Source organism: Devosia sp. (assembly GCF_017307495.1).
In the GTDB taxonomy this organism is placed as follows: domain Bacteria; phylum Pseudomonadota; class Alphaproteobacteria; order Rhizobiales; family Devosiaceae; genus Devosia_A.
Genome location: NZ_JAFKHE010000015.1, coordinates 211499 through 236386 on the forward strand (window position 1 = coordinate 211499; position 24888 = coordinate 236386).

Here is a 24888-nt window from a genome sequence, read left to right on the forward strand (position 1 = left end):
ATCGCAAGGGGATTTCGACTGCTGGGTCAAAATGCCGGCGCGAACCGTCATGGCGCGTGGACGGGAACGCGCAGGTCGAGCGTCAGCGGAAATTCCGCCGATCTTGCCTCGGTTGGCGGCACGTAGCCTCCGGGCCTGTGCCCGTTCGGCACGAAGCGGGCCAGCCGCCGTGCCTCTGCTTCGTTGCCGTTGACCGGGAAGGTGTCGTAGTTGCGGCCGCCCGGATGCGCGGTGTGGTAGGTGCAGCCGCCGATCGCGCGGCCCGACCAGGTGTCGTAGATGTCGAAATGCAGGGGCGCATTCACCGGCAGGGCGGGATGCATGCCCGAGGCGGGCTGCCAGGCCTTGAAGCGCACGCCGGCCACGGCGACGCCGGCGGCACCGGTAGCGGTGAGCGGCACCTCGCGACCGTTGCAGGTCACGCGGTAGCGGCCGGGGTTCACGCCTTCAAGCTTCACTTGAAGGCGTTCAACCGATGAATCAACGAAGCGTACCGTGCCGCCGATGGCGCCCTGCTCGCCCATGACGTGCCAGGGTTCGAGCGCCTGGTTGAGCGTCAGCTTCATGCCCTCGACCTCGACTTCCCCGCAGAACGGGAAGCGGAACTCGAGTTGGGCGGCGAACCACTCCGGATCGAGGTCGAAGCCATGGTCGCGAAGATCGGCCAGCACGTCGAGGAAATCGGCCCAGACGAAGTGCGGCAGCATGAACCGGTCGTGCAGCGTGGTGCCCCAGCGGACGAGCCTGCCCTGCTTGGGCGATGTCCAGAACCGCGCGATCAGCGCCCGTACCAGCAGTTGCTGGGCAAGGTTCATGCGCGCGTTAGGGGGCATCTCGAAGCCGCGGAACTCGACCAGTCCGAGCCGCCCGGTCGGGCCGTCGGGAGAATAGAGCTTGTCGATGCAGATTTCCGAGCGGTGCGTGTTGCCGGTGACGTCGACGAGCAGGTTGCGGAACAGCCGGTCGACCAGCCAGGGCAGGGGAGCGGGACCCTCGTCCGGCGCCGGCACCTGCTGCATGGCGATCTCGAGTTCGTACAGGCTGTCGTGGCGCGCCTCGTCGATGCGCGGCGCCTGCGAGGTCGGGCCGATGAACAGGCCCGAGAACAGGTAGCTCAGCGACGGGTGCTGCTGCCAGTGGAGGACCAGGCTCTTGAGCAGGTCCGGCCGGCGCAGGAAGGGCGAGTCCGACGGCGTGGCGCCGCCCACTACGACATGGTTGCCGCCGCCCGTGCCGGTGTGACGGCCGTCGATCATGAACTTGTCGGCCCCGAGTCGCGACAGCCGCGCCTCTTCGTAGACGGCGGTGGTGGTCGCCACGCACTCCTCCCAGCTCGCGGCCGGGTGGATGTTGACCTCGATGACGCCGGGGTCGGGCGCGACGCGGATCACGTTGAGGCGCGGGTCATAGGGCGGCGCATAGCCCTCGACGTGAATGGGCTGGCCGATGCTCCTTGCCGCCTGCTCGGAGGCGGCGATCAGCTCCAGATAGTCCTCGACCGTCGAGACGGGCGGCAGGAACACGCACAGCCGGCCTTCGCGCAGTTCCACCGAAATCGCGGTGCGCACCGCCCCGTCGATCTCGTCGAGCACCTGCTCGTTGATCTGCTGGTTCTCGGTCAGGTCAGGCGTGAAGGTTGAAGGCTGGGCATGGTGGCCGACGCGCACCTCGACCTTGTGGCGCAGCAGTTCCTCGACCTCCGGCAGGTCGGCCAGTGCGATCAGGGGATCGCGCGGCACGACGTGCGGATAGGCGCTCGGCTCAAGATGCTTGAGCGAACCGAGCGGCAGGCGGTAGCCGACCGGTGCGTCGCCGGGTACGAGGAACAGCTTGCCCCGGCGCGTCCGCCATTGCTCCGACACCCATCTCGTGCGCGAGGGCAGGGCGTTCCAGCGCTGCACCGGCAGCACGTAGCCGGTCGGGTTGGTCAGCCCGCGCTCGAACACGGCCGCCATGCGCGCCCGCGCCTCGGGGTCCTTCAACTCGCTGTTGGTCGGGTCGACGTTGGCCGGAAGGTTGCCCTCCTTGAGCAGCCATTCGCCCGGGTCCTCGAAGGCCGGCGCGACGGTGTCGCCCTCGAGACCGAGCCGGGTGGCAATTTCCACCAGAAGTTTGGCTGCGTCGTCTGCACTTGCTGTAGACTTTTGCCCTTCCCGGGCCACGAGCTCCGGGTCGGTCCAGACCGGTTTTCCGTCGCGGCGCCAGTACAGCGAGAAGGTCCAGCGCGGCAGGCTTTCGCCCGGATACCACTTGCCCTGGCCGTAGTGCAGCAGTCCGCCCGGCGCGAAACGCTCGCGCAGGCGCCGGATGAGATCATCGGCAAGCGCGCGCTTGGTCGGGCCAACGGCCTCGGCGTTCCACTCGCCGGCCTCGAAATCATCAATGGAAACAAAGGTCGGCTCGCCGCCCATGGTGAGCCGGACGTCGTGCTTGACCAGTTCCCCGTCGACCTTGCGCCCGAGTGCGTTGAGCCGGTCCCAGCTGTCGTCCGAGAACGGCATGGTGATGCGCGGGTGCTCGGCGACGCGGCTCACCTTCATGTCGAAGGCGAACTCGACATTGGCAAAGCTGGTAAAGCCCGAAATCGGCGCGGCATTACGATAATGCGGCGTCGCCGCGAGCGGGATGTGGCTCTCGCCGGTCAAGAGGCCGGAGGTCGGATCGAGCCCGACCCAGCCGGCGCCGGGAAGATAGACTTCGCACCAGGCGTGCAGGTCGGTGAAGTCATGGTCCGTCCCAGGCGGCCCGTCGAGCGAGACCAGATCGGGCTTCAACTGGATCAGGTAGCCCGATACGAACCGAGCGGCGAAGCCGAGGTGCCGCAGGGCCTGTACCAGCAACCAGCTCGAGTCGCGGCATGAGCCCTGCGCCCGGGCCAGCGTCTCCTCGGGCTCGAACACGCCGGTTTCGAGCCGTACGATGTAGCCGATCCGCTGCTGCACCGCGGCGTTGAGCCCGGTGATGAAGGTCACCGTGTTCTGCGGCGTCCGGTCGATACCGGCGAGGAACTGGCGCAGCATCGGGCCGGCCGGTTCTGGCTTCATGTAGACGAGAAGGTCATCCCGCAGTTCCTCGGGGTAGTCGAAGGGCCAGGTTTCGGCCCGTTCCTCGACGAAGAAATCGAAGGGATTGTAGACCGTCATGTCGGCAACGAGGTCGACCTCGATCTTGAGCTCGGTCACCGGGTCCGGGAAGACGTGGCGGCTCAGGTAGTTGCCGTAGGGATCCTGCTGCAGGTTGACAAAGTGCTTGGCCGGGGTCACTCGCAGCGAGTGGCTGAGCACCTTGGTCCTGGATTGTGGTGCCGGCTGCAACCGGATGATCTGGGGCTGGAGGACGACCGGACGGTCGTACTTGTAGTGCGTCAGGTGATAGATCGCGGCTTTGATCGACATGCGGTCGGTCACTCACTGAGGCACAGGCGCTTCCCGGCAAGGACGATAGCGACAGTTGCGTGAGGCGGCTAGCCTCGTGAGATCACAGGGGATGCACACATGCAACAGAACCGGACGCCGCTGATGCGGGCCATCAAGGCGGTCGGGCGGTTCGTCGTCGCCGTCGCGGCCGTGGCCTATCTGATCCTCGACGAGCTTTTGTTCCCGCTGTTCCGGCCGCTGATCGCCTGGCTCACGGGTTTGCGTCTGTTCCAGCGCCTGGGGGAGTGGCTCGGGCGGCTGCCGCCCTATGTCGCGCTGGTGGCCTTCGCCGTGCCGTTCATCATCATCGAGCCGGTGAAGGTCGCGGCCATCTGGTGGGTCGGGATCGGGCACGTCATCACCGGCACGATCGGCCTGCTGTTTGCGCACGCGCTGTCGCTGCTGGTGGTCGAGCGCATCTTCCATGCCGCCTACGAGCCGTTGATGCGCATCGGCTGGTTCGCGAAACTGCTGGGCTGGCTGTTCGGCATCCGCGACCGGGCCATCGCCATGGTGACCGCGACTTCGGCGTGGCGGACGACGGTTCGCTGGGCGCGCGGCGTACGAGGCTGGCTAAGGGACGTGATCGCTCAGTTGCGTTAGCCTTTCTTCTTCTTGCGATCCGTGTGCATCGCCGTGCGCGATTCCTCGAGGAAGGCCTCCACCTCCTCCAGCGTCGCGGAGAAGTCGTAGCCGGCATTGCCGAACACGATCTCGAAGGTGTCGTCGTCGCGCAGCATGTAGCCGCCATGCGCGTCGATCTTGGGATTACGCTTCTGCGCCACGAGCAGGCTCACGCCGAAAGGGCGGCCCATGCGGCGGACGCGGCGTTCAATGGCGGCGAGGGTGTTGGCGCGGCTCGACATGGCAGGCTCCTTCGCCGCTGTTCATAGCGCGAACTACAGCAGGGGCAAGAGGACAAGGGCCGGTGGGTGTGGCGCCCCACGCTTGATCCCTCCCCAAAAGGGGGGGACCAGCGACTCCAGTTGAGCATCGCCGATCCGGATGCTTTAGTTCGCGCATGGCTTTCACCCTGAGGCAGTTGCAGTACTTCATCGCCGTCGCGGAGGAGGGAACCGTTTCCGGCGCGGCGCAGTCGCTATCGATCAGCCAGTCCGCGGTGACCGACGCGATCAAGGACCTCGAGACGGACCTCGGCGTCGCGCTGTTCGAGCGCCACCGCCGCGGGCTGACCATCACCCACAAGGGTCACCAATTCTACCGGCACGCGACCCGAATCCTCGCCTCCGTCTCGGACGCGCGGCGGAGCTTCGGGGACCAGGAAGAGACTCCGGCCCAGGGCGGCTCGCTGCATCTTGGAGTCACGTCGCTGGTTGCCGGCTACGTCCTGTCCGACCTCCTGGCCCGCTATCGGCGGGCCTATCCGCACGTCAGCGTGACGGCCATCGAGGACAATGGCGACTACCTCGAGCACCTGCTGATCGGCGGCGAACTCGACGTGGCGGTGATGGTGATCTCCAACCTCCGCGATCGGGTTGCCCTGCAGGCGGAAATCTTCGAGACCTCACCCTACCGGCTGTGGCTACCCCTGGGGCATCGGCTGGCCGGCGCCGACATCATCTCCGTTTCCGACATCGTCCCCGAGCCGCTGATCATGCTGACCGTGGACGAGACCGAGGAGAACACGGGCAAGCTGCTGGCGGCTTTCAGCGCGCGGCCGCATGTCGCCTTCCGCACCCGCTCGGTCGAAGCGGTGCGCAGCCTCGTTGCCACGGGGGCGGGGATCGCGCTGCTGCCCGATCTTGTCTATCGGCCCTGGTCGCTGGAAGGCGACAGGATCGAGAGCCGCGATGTGTCCGGGGCGCTGCCGGTGGTGCAGGTGGGGATGGTGTGGCGGCGCGGCAGCCAGTTGACGCGGGCGGCGCGGGACTTCATCGGGCTCGCGCAACAGCAGCATCTGTCGCTGACCCGGACCGGTGGAGAACGCTGAGCCGTGTCGATGTGACATTCTGATATCGGATTTGCCGATATCTCCCCTCGGTCGAATGCATTTGCGAATGTTCATGTGCCCGATAAGGTTCGAGCCAAGGGCCTCATGCGCATTGGGAGCGCGGCCCCGACAGGGAGAAACCGATGAAATCCATCCTCAAGACGACTACAGCCTTGACCATGGTTCTTGCCTTTGCCGGGCAGGTCGCCGCGCAGGAAGCCCTGCAGTCGATTGGCCCGGGCGAAGGCGAAGTCTCGATCGTCGCCTGGCCGGGCTATATCGAACGCGGCGAGTCCGATGCGGGCTACGACTGGGTGACCAAGTTCGAGGCCGATTCCGGCTGCAAGGTGACCGTGAAGACGGCCGCGACCTCGGACGAGATGGTGGCGCTGATGAATCAGGGTGGCTTCGATCTCGTCACCGCCTCGGGCGACGCTTCGCTCCGCCTCGTCGCGGGCAAGAAGGTGGCGCCGGTCAACATTTCGCTGATCAAGAGCTGGGACACCCTGGACGACAGGCTGAAGGAAGGCGTCTGGCACACCGTGGATGGCGTACATTACGGCGTGCCGTACCAGTGGGGCCCGAACGTCCTCATGTACAACACCAAGACGTTCCCCACTGCGCCCGAGAGCTGGAACGTCGTGTTCGAGAAGATGGACCTGCCCGACGGAAAGTCGAACGAGGGCCGCGTCCAGGCCTATGACGGCGCCATCTATATCGCTGACGCTGCGCTCTACCTGATGACCGCCAAGCCCGAGCTTGGGATCAAGGACCCCTATGAGCTCAACGAGGCGCAGTACGCTGCGGCGATCGAGCTACTGAAGGGGCAGCGCGCGCTCGTCGGCCGTTACTGGCACGACGCCGCGGTACAGGTCGACGACTTCACTTCGGAAGGCGTCGTGGCCTCGGGGTCGTGGCCGTACCAGGTAAATACGCTGCAGGCCAACGGCCAGCCGATCGCCTCGACCATTCCGAAGGAAGGCGCGACGGGCTGGGCCGACACGACCATGCTGTCGGCGACGGCCGCGCACCCCAACTGCGCCTACATGTGGATGGAGCACTCGATCCAGCCCAAGGTGCAGGGCGACGTTGCCGCCTGGTTTGGCTCGGTGCCGGTGGTGCCCGCCGCGTGCAAGGGCAACGAACTGCTGACCGACACCGGCTGCGCCACCAACGGCTTCGACAACTTCGACAAGATCCACTTCTGGAAGACGCCGACCGCCCAATGTGCGCAAGGCGAGTGCGTTCCGTACTCGCGCTGGGCGTCGGACTACATCGGCGTGATGGGGCAGTAGCCCTGTCAGGTGGGGGGCGTCCCTCACCCCAGCACAACCACAGCATGTCATCCCGGCGAAGGCCGGGATGACATCTAGTTCGGAATGAGCAAATTGGCCTCCATCCCCGCCGTTTCACTCCAGTCCGTCTCGCGCCACTTCGGCGCCGTGCGAGCCCTGGATGGGATCGACCTCGAAGTGGGCGAGGGCGAGTTCTTCGCCATGCTCGGGCCTTCGGGATCCGGCAAGACCACCTGCCTCCGTCTCATCGCCGGGTTCGAGCAGCCGACGTCGGGGAGCATCCGCGTCTTCGGCGACGCGGTCGAGGGGGTGCCGCCCTATCGGCGCAACGTCAATACGGTGTTCCAGGACTACGCGCTGTTCCCGCACATGAATGTACGCGAGAACGTCGAGTTTTCGCTGATGCTGCGCAAGGTCGACCGCATGACCCGGCAGCGTGAAGCCGAGGCGGCGCTGGAACTGGTAAAGCTCGCTGGCTATGGCGAGCGCAAGCCCGGTCAGCTCTCCGGTGGGCAGCGCCAGCGCGTGGCCCTGGCCCGCGCCACCGTCAACAAGCCCAAGGTGCTGTTGCTAGACGAGCCGCTTGGAGCGCTCGACCTGAAGCTGCGCGAGCAGATGCAGGACGAACTGAAAGTCCTGCAGAAGACGCTTGGCATCACCTTCATCTTCGTCACGCACGACCAGGGCGAGGCGCTGTCGATGGCCGACCGCGTCGCCGTTTTCGACCATGGTCGGCTCATGCAGGTCGGCACCCCGGAGGAGATCTACCGTCGGCCCAACTCGCGCTTCGTCGCCGACTTCGTCGGCTCGTCAAATGTCCTGCCGCCGGCCTTCGTGCAATCGATGTTCGGTGAGAGCCGCTGGGCCTCGCTCAGGCCTGAGGCGATCCATGTCGCCCGTGCCGAAGGCGATGGTGAGCCACACCTCACCGGGATCGTGGTCTCGCGCGCCTACCTGGGTGCCACGACACGGCTGGGAATCGACCTGGGCGGCACGCTCCTGCACGCCGTCGTGGCCTCGACCGAAGATGCGCCTGTCGAAGGCGAGCGTGTGACTCTCGGGTTCAGCAAGGATGCGGTTCACATGATGGAGGCAGAGGGATGAGCGTCGAGGCCCTCACCGCCTCCGCGATACTGCCGAACCGCCGCGGCACCTTGGGCGCGCTGTCGGACTATTTCTGGCGCCGTCCGAAGCTGCTGGTCTTTCTTCTCGTTGCGCCGGCGCTGCTGTGGCTGGGCATCGTCTATGTCGGCTCGCTGATCGCGCTCTTGCTGCAGAGCTTCTACTCGCTCGACGACTTCTCCGGCGTCATCGTCGAGGAGTTCACGCTGAAGACCTACGGCGAGCTGTTCAAGGCCCAGAACCTCGACATCATCGTGCGCACGGTCAGCATGGCGGCGATCGTCACCCTGGCATCCGCCATCGTCGCCTTTCCCATCGCCTATGTCGCGGCGCGTTATGCGCGGGGCAAGTGGAAGGCGCTGTTCTACCTGGGCGTGATGCTGCCGCTCTGGGCCAGCTACCTGGTCAAGATCTATGCCTGGAAACTGATCCTCGCCAAGGAAGGCATCCTCAACTGGGTGTTCGAGCAGTTGCACCTGACCTGGCTGCTCGACGCCTACCTGTCGCTGCCGATCATCGGCGGCAACTCGCTGTCGGTGAGCTTCACCGGCACCTTTCTCGTCTTCCTCTACATCTGGCTGCCCTACATGATCCTGCCGATCCAGGCGTCGGTGGAGCGGGTGCCGACCAACTTGCTCGACGCGGCCTCCGATCTTGGCGCGACCCCGATGCAAACGTTCTGGAAGGTGATCTTCCCGCTGGCGCTGCCCGGCATCGTCGCCGGCTCGATCTTCACCTTCTCGCTGACGCTGGGCGATTACATCATCCCGCAGATCGTCGGCACCTCGCGGCTGTTCATCGGGCAGGCGGTCTATGTGCAGCAGGGCACGGCCGGCAACATCCCGCTCGCGGCGGCCTTCACCGTGGTGCCGATCATCATCATGGGGCTCTACCTGTGGATGGCCAAGCGCATGGGGGCCTTCGATGCGCTCTAGGCCATTGGCATCGTGGCTCCTAGCCTCCCCCACAAGGGGGGAGGTGCCGACCGAGTTGGTGGTCGCTGTGGTGCCCCAATCACCGCTCTCCACGTCCCCCGCGATGGGGGAGGCAAGCGCAGCTTGGTCGCGCAGCGACCCCAGCGAAGCTCGGAGAGGGTGGGGCCAGGTGCTCGTGCTGTTTGGGTGCGGCTATGCGTAACACTCCGCGCGCCTCCTGGCCGCTGAAGCTTGCCGCCGCGGCAGGGCTGGTCTTCATGCTGGCGCCGCTGGCGCTCATCTTCCTCTACGCCTTTTCCACCGAGGAAAAGACCTATCAGTGGCCGCCGCCGGGGCTGACCCTCGAGTGGCTTGCCGTGGCCTGGCAGCGACCGGACGTGTGGAAGGCGCTGACGCTGTCGGTTCAGGTGGCCACGATCTCCACCGCGATCGCGCTGGTGCTGGGCACGCTCTGCGCCGCGGCCGTGTCCGGCTCGCGCTTCTTCGGCCGCGAGACCATCTCGCTGCTGGTGATCCTGCCCATCGCGCTGCCGGGCATCATCACCGGCATTGCGCTGCGCTCGGCCTTTAGCCTGATGGAGATCCCGTTCTCGTTCTGGACGATTGTCCTCGGCCACGCCACCTTCTGCATCGTCGTGGTCTACAACAATGCCGTCGCGCGCCTGCGCCGCACCTCGGGGTCGATGATCGAGGCGGCGATGGACCTGGGCGCCGACAAGCTCCAGACCTTCCGCCACATCATCCTGCCCAATATCGCGACCGCGCTGCTCGCTGGGGGCATGCTCGCCTTCGCGCTCAGTTTCGACGAGGTGATCGTCACCACCTTCACCGCCGGCCAGCAGCAGACGCTGCCGCTGTGGATGCTCGAAGAGCTGATCCGCCCGCGCCAGCGACCGGTGACCAATGTCGTCGCCATGGTTGTGGTGGTCGTCACCCTGCTGCCGATCCTTGCAGCCTTCTATCTCAGCCGCGGCGGCGAGCAGTCCGTCGCCGGCATGGGCAAGTAACTCGTTCGGGAGAGAGACCAATGGACACACAGATGCTGATCGGTTCGCGCTTCGAGGCGGGGACGGAGACCGAGGAGCAGGTGCTCGATCCCCGGACCGGGGCGCTGATCAAGGCCATTCCCGAAGCCTCGCAGGCCCAGATCGACGCCGCCGTGTCGGCGGCGGACACGGCGTTCGCGACCTGGTCGCGAACGACGCCGGCCCAGCGCTCGGGCTATCTGCTCAGGATTGCGCAGGCCATCGAGGATGATGCGGAGGCCTTCGCCGCGCTCGAGGCGCTGAACTGCGGCAAACCGATCAATGCCGTCAGGAACGACGAGATTCCGGCGATCGTCGATTGCTGGCGCTTCTTTGCCGGCGCCGTGCGCAACATGCACTCCACGGTCGCGGGCGAGTACCTGCCGGGCCATACCTCGATGATCCGGCGCGACCCGATCGGCATCGTCGCCTCGATTGCGCCGTGGAATTATCCGCTGATGATGATGGCGTGGAAGCTCGCGCCGGCGATCGCGGGCGGCAATACGGTGGTGTTCAAACCCTCCGAGCAAACGCCGCTGACGGCGCTGAAGCTCGCCAAGGTCATGGCCGACATCCTGCCGGAGGGCGTGGTGAACGTCGTGCTGGGGCGAGGCGACAGCGTCGGCAACGCGCTGATCAACCACCCCCGGGTCAGCATGATCTCGATCACCGGCGACGTGGCGACCGGCAAGAAGGTGCTGCAGGCAGCAGCGAAATCGGTGAAGCGCACCCACCTCGAGCTCGGCGGCAAGGCGCCGGTGATCGTCTACGACGACGCCGACATCGAGGCCGTGGTCGACGGGTTGCGCGCCTTCGGCTACTACAATGCCGGCCAGGACTGCACGGCGGCCTGCCGCATCTACGCCGGTCCGAAAATCCACGACAAGCTGGTGGCCGACCTCAGCGCGGCTGTGTCGACCATCCGCTTCAACCAGCAGGACGATACGCAGAACGAGATCGGGCCGCTCATCTCCAGGCGCCAGCGCGACCGGGTGGCGAGCTTCGTCGAGCGCGCCTCCGAACTGCCGCACATCAAGATCGCGACCGGTGGCCATACGGCCGGCGACAAGGGCTTCTTCTATGAGCCGACCGTCATCGCCGGAGCCCTGCAGACTGACGAGATCGTGCGTCGCGAGGTGTTCGGGCCGGTGGTGTCCATCACCCGCTTCACCGACCCCGAGGATGCCATCGCCTGGGCCAACGACAGTGATTACGGCCTTGCTTCATCGGTCTGGACCCAGGACGTCAACAAGGCCATGCAGACTGCGGCAAGGCTGCAGTACGGCTGCACCTGGATCAACACGCACTTCATGCTGGTCAACGAGATGCCGCACGGTGGGCTGAAGCAGTCGGGTTACGGCAAGGATATGTCCATGTATGCGCTCGAGGACTACACTGCCGTCCGTCACGTCATGATCAACCACGGCTAGGTCGGCGCGTTGCCGCTTGCGACATGCGAGCGGATATCGAGTTCGGTGCTCTTCAAGTGGGCGCGCATCGCATCGACGGCGGCGCGCTGGTCGCCGGCCTTTATGGCGTCGAGGATGGCTTGGTGGGCCGATAGTGTCTCGTCGCGGCCGGCACCGCGCAGGGTCTGACCGCGGCGACTCATCACAAAACTTTCCCGCAGTGGCCGCGCCATCGCCTCGAAGATGAACGCGATGACGCGGTTGCCGCTTGCCATGGCGACCGCCTCGTGGAACTGCAGGTCCGACTCGTGGAAGCGGGCTTCGGCCTCCGCGTCGCCGCGGGCTGCGTCGGTGGCAAAGCGGCGCATTCCCTCCATGGCGCCGTCGACGGCCTGCAAGCCGGCCCGGCTGGCGCGCTTGGCGGCAAGGCCCGCCGACAGGGTCTCCATCGCCATGCGCAATTCGATCAGGTCGAACAGGCCCTTGGGATCGTTGCGGACGATCGAGACAAGCATGCCTGCGAAGACGGAGCTGTCGGGCTCGCGCACAACCGCCCGGCGGCCCCGGCCGAGATGCAGCAGCCCACGGCCGACCAGCATCTTGACCGCCTCGCGCACAGTCAGCCGGCTCACCTGGTAGCGGGCCGCCAGTTCTGCCTCGCTGGGGATACTCAGGCCGGGTGCCAGGTCCCGGAGAATCGTGTCCGCAAGCTGATTGGCGACGGCCTCCGCCGCCGTCGACCCGGTCCGGTCGACACCCTCCTCGGTGATGGCCATTCTCTCCCACTTATCAGATATGTTTTCTTGCGGCGCTCCGGGATATCACCGGAGATCGTGCGCTCCTCACCTGAAAAGGTACTCGTATGGTAGGTTTCGGGGCAAGCGAGAATGTTCACTCAGTGGCGCCGCAGGGCCGGAAATTGGGCGATCTTTACATAGATATCTGATTGCTCTACGTTCCGCGCCGCGCGTTGGAGGACGTGCGGCCTGCCCGTCAAGGGTGGGCAGGGAGGCAGAACCTGCAGTAGCGGGCACCGAGCGCCGCTTCCGCACGCCAGCCTCCCGGCGACAACCTCCCCACGTGCCGGTTCGTCAGGCCGGCCGCGGCAACAGCACAACGGTTTACCCGGGAGGAAACCAGTGAAAGCTTTGAAGCTTCTTATGACCGCCGTCACGGTTGGCGCCATTGCGCTCGCCGGCCAGGCGTTTGCCCAGGACAAGGGCGCCATCGGCATCGCAATGCCAACCAAGTCGTCGCTCCGTTGGATCTCGGACGGTGACTCGCTGAAGGCCGCCCTTGAGGGCAAGGGCTACAGCGTCGACCTGCAGTATGCCGAGGACGACATCCCGAACCAGCTCGCCCAGATCGAGAACATGGTGACCAAGGGCGTGAAGGCCCTGGTGATTGCCTCGATCGACGGCACCACGCTTTCGGCCGTCCTGCAGCAGGCTGCGGATGCCGGTATCAAGGTCATCGCCTATGACCGCCTGATCCGTGACAGCGCCAATGTCGACTACTACACCACCTTCGACAACTTCCAGGTCGGTGTCCTGCAGGCCAATTCGCTCGTGAAGGGCCTCAAGGAACGCTTCCCGAACACGAAGCCGTGGAACGTCGAACTGTTTGGCGGCTCGCCCGACGACAACAACGCCTTCTTCTTCTACGACGGTGCGATGAGCGTCATCCAGCCGCTGATCGACTCGGGCGACATCGTGATCAAGTCCGGCCAGACCGGCATGGACAAGGTTGGTACGCTCCGTTGGGACGGCGCCGTGGCGCAGGCCCGCATGGACAACATCCTGAGCGCCAACTACTCGGACGGCAGCCGCGTCGACGGCGTGCTGGCCCCGTATGACGGCCTCAGCCGCGGCATCATTTCGTCGCTTCGCGGCGTTGGCTACGGCTCGGCCGACCAGCCGTGGCCGATCGTCACTGGCCAGGACGCCGAAGTCCCGTCGGTCAAGGCGATCATCGCCGGCGAGCAGTTCTCGACCGTCTACAAGGACACCCGCGAGCTGGCCAAGACCACGGCCGACCTCGTCGACACGATCCTGACGGGCGCCACGCCGGAAGGGCTCGACACCAAGACCTACAACAACGGCGTCAAGGTCGTTCCCTCGATCCTGCTGACCCCGTACGAGGTCGACGCGACCAACTACAAGCAGCTCGTGGTCGACTCGGGCTACATCAAGGAATCGGATCTGCAGTAAGGTCCAACGCCTTCGGAGGGGCCTCGCTGATGCAGCGAGGCCCTTTCGGCATTCTATCCCCTCGAGTAAATTCCAGGGGTCCCGTGGCGCCGCAGGCGACCAGGACCCAAGCAGAAGGCCGCCCATGACCGACACCATCCTGGAGATGCGCAACATCACCAAGACTTTCCCCGGTGTGAAGGCGCTCCAGAACGTCAATCTGGATGTGAGGGCCGGCGAAATTCACGCTATCGTTGGCGAGAACGGGGCCGGCAAGTCGACGCTGATGAAGGTGCTTTCAGGCGTCTATCCACATGGCTCTTACGAGGGTCAGATCATCTACAACGGCGAGGAGTGCCACTTCCGCTCGATCCGCGACAGCGAGCACAAGGGCATCGTCATCATCCACCAGGAACTGGCGCTAGTGCCGCTCCTGTCGATCGCCGAGAACATCTACCTGGGCAACGAGCAGTCGAACGTCGGCATCATCGACTGGGACCGGACGCGCGAGGGCGCGCGGGCGCTGTTGATGAAGGTCGGGCTCAAGGAAGATCCCGATACGCTCGTCACCAACATCGGCACCGGCAAGCAGCAACTGGTCGAGATCGCCAAGGCGCTTTCGAAGCAGGTGAAGCTCCTCATCCTCGACGAGCCGACCGCGAGCCTGTCGGAGAAGGACAGCGAGGCGCTGCTCAGCCTGCTGCTTGGGTTCAAGGCGCAGGGCATCTCCTGCATCCTGATCTCGCACAAGCTCAACGAGGTCTCGAAGGTCGCCGACCGCATCACCGTCATCCGGGACGGACATACGATCGAGACGCTGACCAAGGACCAAATTACCGAGGATCGGATCATCACCTCGATGGTCGGCCGATCGCTCGACGACCGCTATCCGCCACGCACCCCGGATGTCGGCGGGATCGTGTTCGAAGTGAAGAACTGGTCGGTCTACCATCCGCAGCACCGCGACAGGCAGGTGATCAAGGGCATCGACCTCAACGTCCGCAAGGGCGAAGTGGTCGGCATCGCTGGGCTGATGGGCTCGGGCCGCACCGAGTTCGCTATGAGCCTGTTCGGCAAGTCCTATGGCGTCAGGGTCAGTGGCGAGGCGATGCTGCACGGCAAGAAAGTCGATACCTCGAGCGTCGAGAAGGCCGTGTCGCATGGCATCGCGTACGCTACCGAGGACCGCAAGACCTATGGGCTCAACCTCATCGACCACATCAAGCACAACACGACGCTGGCCAACCTGGTGGGCGTGTCGCGCTGGGGCGTCATCGACGACCTCCACGAGCTGGACGTGGCCAACGACTATCGCAGGAAGACCAACATCCGGTCTTCGAGCGTCTACCAGGCAACGGGCAACCTGTCGGGCGGCAACCAGCAGAAGGTGGTGCTTTCCAAGTGGCTGTTCGCCAATCCGGAAGTGCTGATCCTCGATGAGCCGACGCGCGGCATCGATGTCGGGGCCAAGTACGAAATCTACAGCATCATCAACCAGCTCGCCGGGCAGGGCAAAGCCATAGTCGTCATCTCGTCCGAGATGCCGGAGCTGCTCGGCATTACCGACCGCATCTACGTGATGAACGAGGGCCGCATCGTTGGGGAAATGCCGACGGCGGAGGCGAGCCAGGAAAAGATCATGCGCGCCATCGTGCGCGCCGAAGGGAAAGCAGCATCATGACGACCGAAACCGCTCCCCAGTCTGCGACGATCCCGGCAGAAACCGGCGCGCGCCAGCAGCTGACCATCTGGGGCGCCCTGCAGGCCAATCTCCGCGACTATGGCCTGCTGCTCGTCCTCATCCTCATCATGCTGTTCTTCCAGTGGACCACTGGCGGGGTGCTGTTCAAGCCGCTGAACCTGACCAACATTGTGCTGCAGAACAGCTATATCATCGTGATGGCGCTGGGCATGCTGCTGGTGATCGTTGCGGGCCACATCGACCTCAGCGTCGGCGCCGTGTCAGGCTTCATCGGCGCCCTTGCGGCCATGCTGATGGTCGGCTGGAAGTTCCCGCCCGAGCTGGCGTTCCTCGCCAATCCGATCGTTGCAGGCCTCATCTGCCTGCTTGTCGGTGCGATCATCGGAGCGGTGCAGGGGTGGCTCATCGCCTACTACCGCATCCCGGCCTTCATCGTGACCCTGGCCGGCATGCTGATCTTCAAGGGCCTCTCGCTCTCCATTCTCGCCGGCCAGTCGGTCGGTCCGTTCCCGGCCGAGTTCCAGCTGTTGTCCGCCGGTTTCATCCCGGATTTCGTCGGCCCGATCACGCTGATCCCGGCCAGCCAGGGAGTACAGCCGCTGGTGCTGCATGGCGCGACGGTGCTGATTGGCGTCGTCGCGGTCGCCGCGATGGTCCTCGCAGCGGTGTGGGGTCGCGCGCGTCGCAAGGGCCGCGGCTATGAGAGCGAGCCCTTCGCGCTGTTCGTGGCCAAGAACGTGGTCATCGCCGCGCTCGTGCTGTTCTTCACCTACATGCTGGCCTCGTACAAGGGCCTGCCGAACGTCCTGGTGGTGATGGGCGTGCTCATCGCCGGCTTCGTCTTCCTCACCAAGCGACTGACTTTCGGCCGCCGCATCTATGCGATGGGCGGGAATCTCAAGGCGGCGGCGCTCTCGGGCATCAAGACGGAGCGACTGACCTTCTACATCTTTGCCATCATGGGTGCGCTGGCAGCGCTTGCCGGCATGATCTACGCGGCCCGCCTGAACTCGGCGACGCCGAAGGCTGGGCAGGGCCTCGAACTTGACGTGATCGCGGCCGTGTTCATCGGCGGCGCCTCGGCGTTGGGTGGTGTCGGCCAGGTCGCCGGTGCGGTGATCGGTGCGTTCATCATGGGCGTGATGAACAACGGCATGTCGATCATGGGCATCAACATCGACCTGCAGCAGATGATCAAGGGCGTGGTGCTGCTCGCGGCCGTGTTCTTCGATCTCTACAACAAGAACAAGGGCTGAGGCGCCTCGCGCCTCTCCCGTTGCCCGCGAGCCCGGATTCCATCTCGGTGGAATCCGGGCTCTTTCGTTCGCCGGTGCCCCTAGCGGCCCCGCCCCACTTGTGATTTCGTCCGCACCGGTTTTCGGGCGTGACCAGGGGTGGAACAGGCATGGCATTGTCGATCGCGCAGCGGCTGGATCGGGTCAAGGTACGGCTGGACGAGCTTGGGTACTGGCGCGAGCGCGAGACGCTGGCAGTCGGCGGCTGGCTGTTGAACGGGGCGCCGGTCGAACTGGGGGCCGCGTGGCCGAACCGGGAAGGCGTGCAGAAGTTCGAGGCATCGGTGAGTGTGCCGTCGCACTGGCCGATTGCCGAGACCCGACTGTTCCTCGACCTGGGCGGTGAGGCCCTGGCGACGCTGGTCTATGCGGACCAGAGCGTGCCGTTCGGCAATGACCCCTATCACAAGGATTTCCCCGTGCGGGCGCACGAGTTCCGCGTCGAGGCCGAGGCGGTTGCCAGGCTGCCGTTCGGCGAGCCGGTGCGCGATCCGCATCTCAAGGGGGCGAGGCTCTACTGGCTCGATACTGCGGTGCAGGCGTTGCGCCTGCGCCTGCAACTGGTGTTCGAGTTGTGCGACCAGCTCGAGACGCACGAGGTGGTGCCGCATCTGATTACGGCGGCAGAGGAAGCCTTCTACGCACTCGATTGGCCCTCGGGTACCCAGGACTATGTCGCGCGGTTCGCCCCGGAACCGGGCCAGCAGCGGATCTGGCAGCTGCCGGCGCTCAAGGACAATCCGGCGGGTCTGAGCGAGGAGCAGCGCGTCAGCGTCGTGGCGGCCGACCAGCAACTGGTCAGGCGGCTGCAGGAGCTGCAGCAGCGCTTCCCGCAGCAGGGCGAGATCGCGCTCACCGGCCATGCCCATATCGACCTCGCCTGGCTCTGGCCGTACTCGGAGACGCGCCGCAAGATGCGCCGCACCTTCTCCACCGCCGTGGCGCTGATGGAGGGGAGCAACGCATATCTGTCGGCCTCCGGCTTCCGCTTCAACCAGTCGACGGCGCAGTACTACGCGCAGATCGAGGAAGACGATCCGGAGCTGTTCGCCCGCATCAAGGCCAAGATCGCTGCCGGCGGCTGGGAGACCTTGGGCGGCATGTGGGTCGAGCCGGACACCAACATGCCGACCGGCGAGAGCCTGGCCCGCCAGATCCTCTACGGGCAGCGCTATTTCGAGCAGAAGTTCGGCGTGCGCCATCGTGTGTGCTGGCTGCCCGACTGCTTCGGTTTCTCGGGCGGCTTGCCGCAGCTGTTGAAACAAGGCGGTATCGACTCGTTCTTCACCATCAAGGTGAACTGGAACGACACCAACACCATCCCGGCGGACCTGTTCTGGTGGGAGGGCATCGATGGCTCTCGCGTCCTCGCGCATACGTTCAACAACCCCTGGCACGGCTACAACGGGGCGGTAAACCCGCTGTCGATCGTCAAGACGTGGACGAACTTCAAGCAGAAGACTGTGCATCCAACATCGTTGCTGGCGGTCGGCTATGGCGACGGCGGCGGCGGCGTGACGCCGGAATACATCGAGCGCGAAATCGCGCTGCGCGACTTCCCGGCCCTGCCGAGGGCGAGGTGGGCCCGGGTCGAGGACTTCTTCGCCGGCGCGCACGAGACCGGCAAGTCGACGAAGCTGCCGGTCTGGCAGGGCGACATCTATCTTGAGCTTCATCGGGCAACGCTGACCACGCAGAGCGCGACCAAGAAGGCGCACCGGCAGGCGGAGCGGGCTCTGATCACCGCCGAGACGCTGGCCTCGCTGGCGGCCCTGCTGGGGGGCGGGCAACCGGAAAGTCTTGAGCATATCTGGCGCGTGGTCCTGAAGAACGAGTTCCACGACATCCTTCCCGGCTCCTCCATCGCAGAGGTCTACGAGGACGCCGAGCGCGAGCTCAACGACGCCATTGGCCGTGCCGTGGCCCGCCAGCAGATGGCGATGGGCGCCATCGTCAACCTCATTCCGGATGGTGACGTGGCGGACGCCGTCATCGTGGTTAACCCGTCGCTGAGCCGCCGGCCGGTGCGCGCGCTGTTGTCGGACGGGACCTGCTTTTCGACGCACGACGTCATGGCGCCGCTCGGCATCAAGGTGTTCCTGCGCTCCGAACTCGACCCGGTTCCGGGGCTATCGGTGAGCGAGTCCCACCTCGAGAACGCGCACATCCGCGCAACGATCGGCGCTGACGGCACGGTCACGAGCCTCGTTCACAAGGCGACCGGGCGCGAGGCGCTGGACGGGCGTGGCAACCAGCTTTGGGTCTATCCGGCCGACAAGCCGCGCGACTGGGACGCCTGGGACATCGAGGAGGACTACGCCCGCAAGGGAATCGAACTGAACCAGCCCGAGAGCATCAAGGTGGTGGAAAGCTCGGCGGTGCGTGCCGCCGTGCGCGTCGTCCGACGCTTCCGCGCCTCGACCGTGACGCAGACCTACGTGCTGGAGGCCAACGGCGTTCGGCTCGACGTCGTGACCGAGATCGACTGGCACGACCGGCACTGCTTGCTCCGCACGATCACGCCGGTGTCGGTGCGCACCACGCACGCGACATTCGAGCACGCCAACGGGGTGGTCCGTCGCACCACGCACGAGAACACCTCGTGGGACCAGGCGCAGTTCGAAGTGCCGGGCCACCGCTTCCTCGACATGAGCGAGCCGGGCTTCGGCGTGGCGCTGCTCAATGACGCCAAGTACGGGCATTCGGCCAAGGGCAATGTGCTCGGCCTCAGCCTCGTGCGCTCGCCGGTCTATCCTGATCCGCTGGCCGACGAGGGCGGGCAGCGCTTCACCTATGCGCTCTATCCGCATGCCGGCGACTGGCACGAGGGGCGGGTGCGCGAAGAGGCCGAGGACCTCAACCAGCCGATGTTCGCTTCAACGGCGAGCGGAGTGGCCAAAGTGAGCTACGAGCCAATCGGCGTCGAAGGCATCCCGGCGGCGCTGTCGGGACTGAAGCCGGCCGAGGACGGCAACGGCTTGATTCTGCGCGTCTATGAGCCGTCGGGCCGGCGCGGCGACTTCGCTGTGAAGGCGCCGGACGGCTGGAGTGTTTCAGGCCCGCTCAGCATCCTCGAGGAGCCGATGGAGCGCGGCGAAGGCGCCGAGCTCAGGCCGTTCGAGGTGCGGAGCTGGCGGCTGATAAAGGGCTGATCAGCCCTTCACCACCTCGACATCGTCCCGGCCGCCCCATTCGGCCCAGGCGCCGTCGTAGAGGATCACGTCCTTGGCGCCGGCCTGTTCGAGGGCCAGCTTCAGCGTTGCGGCGGTGACGCCGGAGCCGCAGGTGGTGGCGATGGGCCGGGTCAGGTCGATGCCGGCGGCGGCGAATTGGGCGCGCAAGGTCTCGGCCGGCTTCAGCTGGCCATTCTCGACCAACGTGTCAGCGGGTGCGCTCAAGGCATTGGGCATGTGGCCGGATTTAAGCCCGGGACGGGGCTCCGGGACCTCGCCGCGGAAGCGGCCGGCAGGGCGCGCGTCGGCGACCTGGCGGGTGCCACTGCGGGAGAAGTCCTGCATTTGCTTGAGGTTGGCGACCGCGGTGGAGTCGTAGTCGACGGTGAAGGTGGTGGCGGGGCGGGTGGCTTCGCCGGCTTCCACCGGGCGGCCTTCCGCGCGCCACTTGGGCAGCCCGCCCGCAAGGATGCGGACGTCGCGGGCCCCCATGGTGGTGAAGGTCCAGCGGACACGGGGGGCGGAGAACAGGCCCATGCCGTCATAGACCACGATGGTCATCTTCTCGCTGATCCCCAGGCGACCGGCCAGGGCGCCGAAGTCCTTGGGATTCATGAGCATATGGGGCAGGGTGGTGGTGAGGTCGGCGTATTTGTCCACGTCGAACCAGACGGCGCCGGGGATGTGTCCCGCAAGATATTCGGCGCGCGGATCGCGCTGGGCGGCGGGCAGATACCAGCTGCCGTCGACGATGGCCACGGTGGGGTCGGCGAGGTGGTCGGCGAGCCAGGCGGTGGAGACGAAGGGGTCGGTCATTTGGTCCTCTTTGCGGACGCAAGTTAGGGACTTATCCCCGCCCCGTCACCACCCCTTTGTCGGTCAACATCTTGAGCGCGAGGGTCTGGTCGAGGTGTAGACTGCGCCAGGCGAGCAGCCTTTCGGCCATCTGAAGTCTGACCTTGGCATGGGCCGGGTCCGACGAAAGGTCATGAACTTCAGATGGATCTTTTTCGAGATCGAAGAGCAGCGGCGGCAGGGTGGGGAAATGGACGTATTTCCACTTTGCGGTGCGGATGACGGCGAGGTTCAACTGGGTCGAGCGGGCACCGAACCAGGCCTCGGCCGTGCCGTCGACGACGTCGCGGAAATCGAACTCCCAGTGGACGGCATCGCGCCAGTCGGCAGGGACGTCGCCACCGAGCAGCGGCAGGAGGGAGCGGCCGTCCGGATGGTGACTCGGTTCGACCTCGAGCAGGTCGAGCAGGGTCGGGAAAAGGTCGACGGATTCGGTGAAGGCCTCGACGCGGCCGGGCCGGGCGCCGGGCAGGCGCACGATCAGGGGGATGTGCTGGCTCTGGTCGAAATAGCCGCCCTTGCCGAGGGTAAAGTGGTCGCCCATCATCTCGGCGTGGTCGGAGGTGAAGACGACGAGCGTGTCGTCCCACTCGCCGCGGGCGCGCAGGGTGGAAAAGATGCGGCCGAGCTGGGCGTCGACCTCGCTGATCATGCCGAAATAGGTGGCCTTGATCTGGCGAAACTCGGCTTCGGACCAATCGGCGACGAGGCCGGTGGCGGCGGGGATGAAGTGGTGGCGCTCGGTGGTACGCAGGGCGAAATCGACCAGCGGATGGCTGGCGGCTTCGGCCTTGACCGAGGCGGCGCGGGCGAAGGGGCCGACGTCATCGGGGTCATACATGCTGTTGTACGGCGCGGGCACGATGAACGGCGGGTGCGGCCGGATGAACGACAGATGCGCGAACCATGAACGGCCGGAATCCTGTTCGGAAAGCCAGCGGGTGAACTCCGAAGCGATAAATGCTGTCTGGGTCTGCTCGGAATTGTAGGCCGGTGGCGCGTTGCTCACGCTGCCCGGCTCGGCGCCTACGGAGAAATCGGCTTCGGGCTTGCCGCCGAGCTCGAGGCCCTGCTGGCGCAGCCAGCTCAGCCAGGCCTTTTCGTGCTCGGGCAGCTTGACACGGGTGGTGAAGCCGGGGAGATCGCCCTCGTAGGTGGTGAGGGCGGGATCGCGCGGATCGCGGCCGGTCGGGTCAGGCGAGACGTCGGTATAGCCGAACAGCGTCGGATCGTAGCCGGCGCGGCGCGCTGCCCTGGCGATGTTGTCGAAGCGGTCGGCAAGCGGGCTGCCGTTGCGGCAGACCCGGTTGTTCATCTGGTAGAGCCCGGTATAGAGCGCCGCCCGAGCGGGGGAGCAGGGCGCGGCCTGGGCGTAGTGGCGCAGGAAGGCGGTGCCCTCGGCGGCGAGCGCGTCGAGGTTGGGAGTGCGCACGACGGGGTGGCCGGCATAGCCGGTGCTATCGCCGCGCCACTGGTCGGCGGTGATGAAGAGGATGTTCATTGGGGCGGCCTCTGGCTGCAGCGCGTGGTACTTACCCCACCCTAGCTTTGCCAGGTCGCTTTCGCGACTAGCGACGCTAGCCTCCCCACAAGGGGGAGGGAGGGGAGGACCTGAGAAGCTCTCCAGTCTGCCGCACAACCCACGGAGTCATTCCCGCGAAAGCGGGAACCTCTGTTCTGGTGCAGCCCTTACCGCCGCAAACTGAGTTCCCCGCCTTCGCGGGGATGACCCGGTGGGGTGGCGGCCAGGGAGCCGACCTCGGGCCTTAGTTCCCGAGCACCAGCACGTCGCTCGAGGCGATGCCGATGCGGACCGGGGCGCCGTGCGGGGGAGGCGGGGTGCGCTGGTCGTTGAAGGTGTCGAGGCTGATGGCGTTGTCGCCCAGGTCGACCTTGAGGCGGATCACGGAGCCGAGGAAGTGGACTTCGGCCACCTTACCGTCGAGCACGATGTCGCGCGTGGCGCCGTCGGCGAGCGAGACGGCCTCGGGACGCATGGTCAGCGCCACGGCCTCGCCGTCCCGCAGCGTGGCCGGCAGGCTGGGGATGGTGACGGTCGCGCCACCCACCGTGACGGTCTTCTGGCCGGCGTTGGCGACGGTGGCGTTGAGCGTGTTGAGCTGGCCGACGAAGGTGGCGACGAACTTCGTCTGCGGGCGGTTGTAGATCTCGAAGGGCTGGCCGAACTGCTCGACGCTGCCGGCATTGAGCACGACGATGCGGTCGGAGATCGACAGCGCCTCTTCCTGGTCGTGGGTGACGAACACGGTGGTGATACCGAGCTCGCGCTGGATCTCGCGGATCTGCTCGCGGAGCGAGACGCGGATCTTGGCGTCGAGGGCCGACAGGGGTTCGTCGAGCAGCAGCATGCGCGGGCTGGGCGCCAGGGCACGGGCGAGGGCGACGCGCTGCTGCTGGCCTCCCGAGAGTTCGAACGGGAAGCGCTTGTCGTAGCCGGAAAGGCCGATCAGCTTCAGCATCTCCTCGACGCGGGCCTCGCGCTGCGGCCTAGGCATGCCGGCGATCTTCAACCCGAAGCCGACGTTCTCGGCGACATTCATGTTGGGGAACAGCGCATAGGCCTGGAACACCATGCCGATCTTGCGCTGGTTGGGCTGCAGGTGGGCGATGTCGTTGCCCTCGACGACGATGCGGCCCGAGTCCGGGCGCTCGAAGCCGGCGATCATCCGGAGGATGGTGGTCTTGCCGCAGCCGGAGGGGCCGAGCAGGGAGACGAACTCGCCCTTGTTGAAGCCGAGGTCGACGCCCTTCACCACGGGGATGCCGCCGAAGCTCTTCACCAGCTTGTCGATACGGAGGAATTCCTCGGCCATTTCGAGTCCTTGAGTTCAGTCCAGGCGGGCGGTCTTGGGAGCGAAGCGGGCGAGCAGCTGGATCATCCCCATGGCGCCCCAGGTGATGACAAACGAGATGACGGCGAGCGCCGAGGGTTCATAGGCGCGGTTGGCGCCGACATTCTGCATGTAGACGCCGAACACCTGCCGGTTGAGCAGGCTGGCGATGGTGAACTCGCCGATGACGATGGCCAACGTGAGGAAGGCGCCCGACAGCACGGCCACAATGATGTTGGGGAAGATCACGCGCGCGATGATCGTCGCCTGGTTGGCGCCGAGGATGTTGGCCGCCTCGGTGAGCGTCTGGACGTCGATGGTGCGCAGGCCCGTGTCGACGGCGCGATACATGTAGGGCAGCGCGAGGGCGACATAGGCCAGGGTCAGCAGCACGTCGCTGCCGAAATTGGTGCCGAGCAGCGGGATGAGCGAAGACGTGTTGTACATCCGGATGTAGCCGAACACGAGAATGATCGCCGGGATGATCAACGGCAGCAGCGTGATGAACTCGATGATCGGCCTGAGGTGCGGGGCGCGCAGCCGCACGTAGTAGGCGGCCGGTACGACGAGCAGCAGGCCGACGACGATGGCCGCCGCGCCGATGATCAGCGAGTAGCTGAACGCCGCCTGGAAGCGCGGGTCGTTGAGCACGTTGGCGTAGGCATCGAACGAGAGATGGTCGCGCCGGATGTGCAGCGAGAAATCGAAGGTGGCGTAGAGCGGCACGAGGAAATAGAGCGCGCCGAGGATGAAGATCACCCAGCTCCAGAGCTTGCCCTGCTTCATTTGAGCCACCTTTCGGCCCGCGTACGGACCACGAGGTAGATGACATTGGCGAGCGCGGTGATGACGATCATGCCGAGCGCCAGGGCGGCGCCGAGGCCGGGGTTGTGCAGCACGTCGCCGCGAATCTGGGCGTAGAGCAGGATCGGCACGATGTTCAGCGACGAGCCGGTAAGGGCGTAGGCGGTGGCGATGGCGCCGAAGGCGTTGGCGAACAGCAGCGACAGCGTGCCGAGCAGGTTGGGCCACAGCACCGGGAAGCCGACATGGCGCCAGAACTGGAACCGCGTCGCGCCGAGCGTGGCCGCGGCCTCGCTCCATTCCTTCTTCAGCCCGTCGATGGCGGGCGCGATGATCAGGATCATCAGCGGGATCTGGAAGTAGAGGTAGGTGACCGTCAGGCCCCAGAAGCTGAGGATGTTGAAAGAGCGGGTCAGGTCGAAGCCGAACAGCGTCTTGAACAGGACGGTGACGAGACCGAGCCGGCCGAGCGTCGCGAGGAAGGCGAAGGCGAGCGGGATGCCGGCGAAATTGGAGGCGACGCCTGAAAAGGTCATCACCGAGGAGCGGATGAACTCGGGAAGGCGCCCGCGGATGATGGCCATGGCGATGGCCAGGCCGATCAGGGCGCCAAGGACGGCCGAGGCGGCCGAGACGCGGATCGAAATCCAGAACGAGGCCACGATCTGCGGGCCGCCGAGCTGCAGGATATTGTCGAAGGTGAAGTTGCCGTTGGCATCCTGGAAGGCGCCGACCACGAGGCCCAGCGTGGGCATGACCAGGAACAACAGCGCGAACAGGATGAACGGCGCGATGGCGAGGATGTCGCCCGGCCGGAGAGTCGTCAGGAAGCGAAACGGATTCCCGCCGACGCGCGCCACCGGCC

The 24888-nt window shown here is 65.8% G+C and carries 19 protein-coding genes; 11 read left to right on the forward strand and 8 right to left on the reverse strand.

Annotated features, from left to right (window positions below):
- Nucleotides 1-47 precede the first annotated feature (47 nt).
- On the reverse strand, nucleotides 48-3395 hold the full coding sequence (locus J0I99_RS07360; RefSeq protein WP_291396904.1) for a DUF2126 domain-containing protein: 3348 nt from the start codon (nucleotides 3393-3395) through the stop codon (nucleotides 48-50).
- Nucleotides 3396-3494: 99 nt separating this feature from the next.
- Here J0I99_RS07360 and J0I99_RS07365 point away from each other — a divergent pair, with 99 nt between their 5' ends.
- Nucleotides 3495-4019: a hypothetical protein gene (locus J0I99_RS07365; protein ID WP_291391801.1), complete on the forward strand. Its 525-nt coding sequence runs from the start codon at nucleotides 3495-3497 to the stop codon at nucleotides 4017-4019.
- On the opposite strand, the gene J0I99_RS07370 is transcribed toward J0I99_RS07365, so the two are convergent.
- The gene (locus J0I99_RS07370) at nucleotides 4016-4282 is read right to left on the reverse strand and encodes a hypothetical protein (RefSeq protein ID WP_291391800.1); all 267 of its coding nucleotides are present in this window, start codon (nucleotides 4280-4282) and stop codon (nucleotides 4016-4018) included. The two genes, J0I99_RS07365 and J0I99_RS07370, sit on opposite strands and share 4 nt — an antisense overlap.
- Before the next feature lie 155 nt (nucleotides 4283-4437).
- Here J0I99_RS07370 and J0I99_RS07375 point away from each other — a divergent pair, with 155 nt between their 5' ends.
- The 6 genes from J0I99_RS07375 (at nucleotide 4438) to J0I99_RS07400 (ending at nucleotide 11174) form a co-directional block, all read left to right on the forward strand.
- Nucleotides 4438-5367, forward strand: a complete 930-nt coding sequence (locus J0I99_RS07375) for a LysR substrate-binding domain-containing protein (RefSeq protein ID WP_291391799.1) — start codon at nucleotides 4438-4440, stop codon at nucleotides 5365-5367.
- A gap of 143 nt (nucleotides 5368-5510) precedes the next feature.
- Nucleotides 5511-6662, forward strand: a complete 1152-nt coding sequence (locus J0I99_RS07380; RefSeq protein WP_291391798.1) for an ABC transporter substrate-binding protein — start codon at nucleotides 5511-5513, stop codon at nucleotides 6660-6662.
- An 84-nt stretch (nucleotides 6663-6746) separates the two neighbouring features.
- Complete coding sequence (locus J0I99_RS07385; RefSeq protein WP_291396906.1) at nucleotides 6747-7766, forward strand: ABC transporter ATP-binding protein; 1020 nt, start codon at nucleotides 6747-6749, stop codon at nucleotides 7764-7766.
- Complete coding sequence (locus tag J0I99_RS07390) at nucleotides 7763-8719, forward strand: ABC transporter permease (RefSeq protein ID WP_291396907.1); 957 nt, start codon at nucleotides 7763-7765, stop codon at nucleotides 8717-8719. Before J0I99_RS07385 ends, J0I99_RS07390 begins: the two co-directional genes overlap by 4 nt.
- Nucleotides 8720-8913: 194 nt before the next feature.
- Nucleotides 8914-9726, forward strand: coding sequence for an ABC transporter permease (locus J0I99_RS07395; protein ID WP_291396908.1), 813 nt, complete (start codon nucleotides 8914-8916; stop codon nucleotides 9724-9726).
- Between the two features lie 20 nt (nucleotides 9727-9746).
- Nucleotides 9747-11174: a gamma-aminobutyraldehyde dehydrogenase gene (locus tag J0I99_RS07400; RefSeq protein ID WP_291396909.1), complete on the forward strand. Its 1428-nt coding sequence runs from the start codon at nucleotides 9747-9749 to the stop codon at nucleotides 11172-11174.
- Here the strand turns inward: J0I99_RS07400 and J0I99_RS07405 are convergent.
- Nucleotides 11171-11929, reverse strand: coding sequence for a FadR/GntR family transcriptional regulator (locus J0I99_RS07405; protein ID WP_291396911.1), 759 nt, complete (start codon nucleotides 11927-11929; stop codon nucleotides 11171-11173). The two genes, J0I99_RS07400 and J0I99_RS07405, sit on opposite strands and share 4 nt — an antisense overlap.
- Nucleotides 11930-12313: 384 nt before the next feature.
- Between J0I99_RS07405 and chvE the strand changes: the two genes are divergently transcribed.
- From chvE to J0I99_RS07425, 4 genes are all read left to right on the forward strand, one after another.
- Nucleotides 12314-13363 (forward strand): multiple monosaccharide ABC transporter substrate-binding protein, encoded by a 1050-nt coding sequence (gene chvE, locus J0I99_RS07410; protein ID WP_291396912.1) that lies wholly within the window; start codon nucleotides 12314-12316, stop codon nucleotides 13361-13363.
- Between the two features lie 124 nt (nucleotides 13364-13487).
- A complete protein-coding gene (gene mmsA / locus J0I99_RS07415; protein WP_291396914.1) occupies nucleotides 13488-15023 on the forward strand; it encodes a multiple monosaccharide ABC transporter ATP-binding protein in 1536 nt (511 codons plus the stop codon).
- Nucleotides 15020-16300, forward strand: coding sequence for a multiple monosaccharide ABC transporter permease (gene mmsB / locus J0I99_RS07420; protein WP_291396915.1), 1281 nt, complete (start codon nucleotides 15020-15022; stop codon nucleotides 16298-16300). The genes mmsA and mmsB overlap by 4 nt, the downstream gene beginning before the upstream one ends.
- A 149-nt stretch (nucleotides 16301-16449) precedes the next feature.
- Nucleotides 16450-19491 carry a glycoside hydrolase family 38 C-terminal domain-containing protein gene (locus tag J0I99_RS07425; RefSeq protein ID WP_291396916.1) on the forward strand — a complete coding sequence of 1014 codons (3042 nt, stop codon included), beginning with the start codon at nucleotides 16450-16452 and terminating at the stop codon, nucleotides 19489-19491.
- On the opposite strand, the gene sseA is transcribed toward J0I99_RS07425, so the two are convergent.
- The 5 genes from sseA to J0I99_RS07450 form a co-directional block, all read right to left on the reverse strand.
- On the reverse strand, nucleotides 19492-20328 hold the full coding sequence (gene sseA / locus J0I99_RS07430) for a 3-mercaptopyruvate sulfurtransferase (protein WP_291396917.1): 837 nt from the start codon (nucleotides 20326-20328) through the stop codon (nucleotides 19492-19494).
- Nucleotides 20329-20359: 31 nt separating this feature from the next.
- Nucleotides 20360-21868: an alkaline phosphatase family protein gene (locus J0I99_RS07435; RefSeq protein ID WP_291396918.1), complete on the reverse strand. Its 1509-nt coding sequence runs from the start codon at nucleotides 21866-21868 to the stop codon at nucleotides 20360-20362.
- A gap of 265 nt (nucleotides 21869-22133) precedes the next feature.
- Nucleotides 22134-23201, reverse strand: coding sequence for an ABC transporter ATP-binding protein (locus tag J0I99_RS07440; protein ID WP_291396919.1), 1068 nt, complete (start codon nucleotides 23199-23201; stop codon nucleotides 22134-22136).
- A gap of 15 nt (nucleotides 23202-23216) precedes the next feature.
- Complete coding sequence (locus tag J0I99_RS07445; protein WP_291393728.1) at nucleotides 23217-24005, reverse strand: ABC transporter permease; 789 nt, start codon at nucleotides 24003-24005, stop codon at nucleotides 23217-23219.
- Complete coding sequence (locus tag J0I99_RS07450) at nucleotides 24002-24883, reverse strand: ABC transporter permease subunit (RefSeq protein ID WP_291393736.1); 882 nt, start codon at nucleotides 24881-24883, stop codon at nucleotides 24002-24004. Before J0I99_RS07450 ends, J0I99_RS07445 begins: the two co-directional genes overlap by 4 nt.
- Nucleotides 24884-24888: the final 5 nt, after the last annotated feature.